This is a genomic window from Acetatifactor sp. (genome assembly GCF_982438285.1).
Genome location: NZ_CEWDFQ010000458.1, coordinates 1 through 1,947 on the forward strand (window position 1 = coordinate 1; position 1,947 = coordinate 1,947).

Genomic DNA, 1,947 nt, shown 5'->3' on the forward strand with positions numbered 1-1,947 from the left:
TTCCCGCGCCTCCCACAATATTGCCAAGGGTCACGGGAAGGAGATTTCGCACAAGAAAGCTTCCCAGGCTCAATCCCTCTGCCGCAAGACTATACTCCCCGGCCGTCAGAATCCCCGCCATGCCAAAATAGATATCCGCAATGCTGTGTTCAAAGCCGCACAGCACAAAAAGCATGACCGGCCAAAAGCTCATCATGAGCTTGCCGGACACCTTTTTTGCCGCAAATGCCGCCCACACGGCAATGCAGACCAAAATATTGCACAGCACGCCTCGGATAAACGCCTCGGGGAAAGACTGCTCCACACGCAGCAAGGCTGCATCCACAACCTTCTCCGCCAGCCGGCCTTCATATAAATCTGGAATATGCCCATATACCACCATAACTGCCGTAAAGGAAGCGCCGATAAAATTACCTGCAAATACAAACACCCAGTTTTTCAGCATTTCATGGAGCTTGACCTTCCGTTCCAGCACCGCAATCACGATTAAATTATTTCCGGTAAAGAGCTCGCTGCCCGCCACCAGCACCATGGCCATCCCCGCCGGAAACACGCAGGCGCTGACCAGCCTGGCTGCGGAAGGGTTCTCGATCATGGCTGAAGCCGTGGTGGAGGCAATGCCTGCAAAGCCTATAAACATACCGGCAAATACACCCAAAAGCAGCATCTTAAGCGCCGACAGCCGTACTTTATGAATTCCGATTTCCACATAATGCAGTGCAATTTCCAAGGGTGAGTGCATATTTTTGTCTCCTTTTCTCAAATGTTATTCCCGCCCTCTCCATTCGTTACAGTTTATCTTATTTCAAAACTGCCCATCTCTTCCACGGATATTATAGCAAAGGCTCATTTAAGTTGCAATTTTTATTCTCATATCTTTTTTGCCATAGTCTGTCAATCAAGTAATATCTCCTCCACCGTCACAAAGGTATACCCCTTCTTCATCAGCTCATCCACAATTTTCAAGGCTGCCGTCACTGTAGTATCATAATAATCGTGCATCAGAATAATATCGTTTTCCTCCACCCTGGATACCACCTTTTCTGTGATACAGGACACATTAGAGGAGCACCAGGACGCACATAGAGCACCTCCTTTCCCGTGATTTCCTCACTCATTCTTTTGATCACATCAGGATGCAGCTGTGCATGCTCTCCCCGTTCCTTTAAGCCGTCCAGAAGCTGCTCGGTGTAATAAATAGGGAGCCGTCGGCTGCTGATGTCAAGTAAGGACCAAATTTTTGGAAGAAATTTTGATTTTGGGGTTGACAAATAGAAAAAGCCACAATATAACTGCTTATACTGTGACTCTGTTATACTACCTATCAATTTTTTTCATTCTGTTAATGATTGGCTGCCAATACATCCTGTCTTTCAGAACTCTGATAACTGTAACCGTCTCACCTTCCACCACAAAGAAAATCAAGTATGTACTATAAGGTTTGTAATAAATGCGCAAACCCTCAATCGTATATCCTGTTTCCGCATATCCCTCGGCGAAAGGCGACAAAGCTTGAATAGCCATTTTTATCTTTCTGGAAAAGTTTTCTGCATATTCTCTGTACTTGAAAGTTTCAAGAATATAAGTTTTCGTATTCTTTATATCCTCCAGTGCATCCTTTGACAAGACTATTTTGTACTTTTTAGGTTTTTCCATGTTTGGTTTAAATCTTATCGATTTCCTTCCACGCTTCTTCTATGGAATAAACATCACCATTTTTCATACTCTGTATTCCTTTTTCCAGTTCCTGATAAAGAGCATCAAACGCATCCTGTTCCGTATAACTCATGCCTCTGTTTCTATTCATTTTTGTCGTACTAACTGCTGCCAATGGTGCCATAATATCACTTCCCTTCTTCTATCATCAGTATAACCAGTTATAGGATTTATAGCAATAGGGATTTCTGATTTATATGTAATTAATGAATTTTTATCACACTTTTATAT

General features: G+C 43.4%; 4 protein-coding genes. All 4 read right to left on the reverse strand.

Annotated features, from left to right (window positions below):
* Positions 1 to 742: formate/nitrite transporter family protein (locus tag AC1WIP_RS15210; protein WP_481142621.1), on the reverse strand; the 742-nt coding region annotated here is incomplete at its 3' end.
* A 152-nt stretch (positions 743 to 894) separates the two neighbouring features.
* Positions 895 to 1,059: a hypothetical protein gene (locus AC1WIP_RS15215; RefSeq protein ID WP_481142622.1), complete on the reverse strand. Its 165-nt coding sequence runs from the start codon at positions 1,057 to 1,059 to the stop codon at positions 895 to 897.
* 258 nt (positions 1,060 to 1,317) lie between these two features.
* Complete coding sequence (locus AC1WIP_RS15220) at positions 1,318 to 1,656, reverse strand: type II toxin-antitoxin system RelE/ParE family toxin (RefSeq protein ID WP_318709491.1); 339 nt, start codon at positions 1,654 to 1,656, stop codon at positions 1,318 to 1,320.
* A 7-nt stretch (positions 1,657 to 1,663) separates the two neighbouring features.
* Positions 1,664 to 1,840: a hypothetical protein gene (locus AC1WIP_RS15225; protein ID WP_318702938.1), complete on the reverse strand. Its 177-nt coding sequence runs from the start codon at positions 1,838 to 1,840 to the stop codon at positions 1,664 to 1,666.
* Positions 1,841 to 1,947: the final 107 nt, after the last annotated feature.

Bases quoted from the DNA above. Each gene is read 5' to 3' on its own strand.
- AC1WIP_RS15225 (WP_318702938.1), bottom strand. From the start codon at position 1,840: ATGGCACCATTGGCAGCAGTTAGTACGACAAAAATGAATAGAAACAGA.
- AC1WIP_RS15220 (WP_318709491.1), bottom strand. From the start codon at position 1,656: ATGGAAAAACCTAAAAAGTACAAAATAGTCTTGTCAAAGGATGCACTG.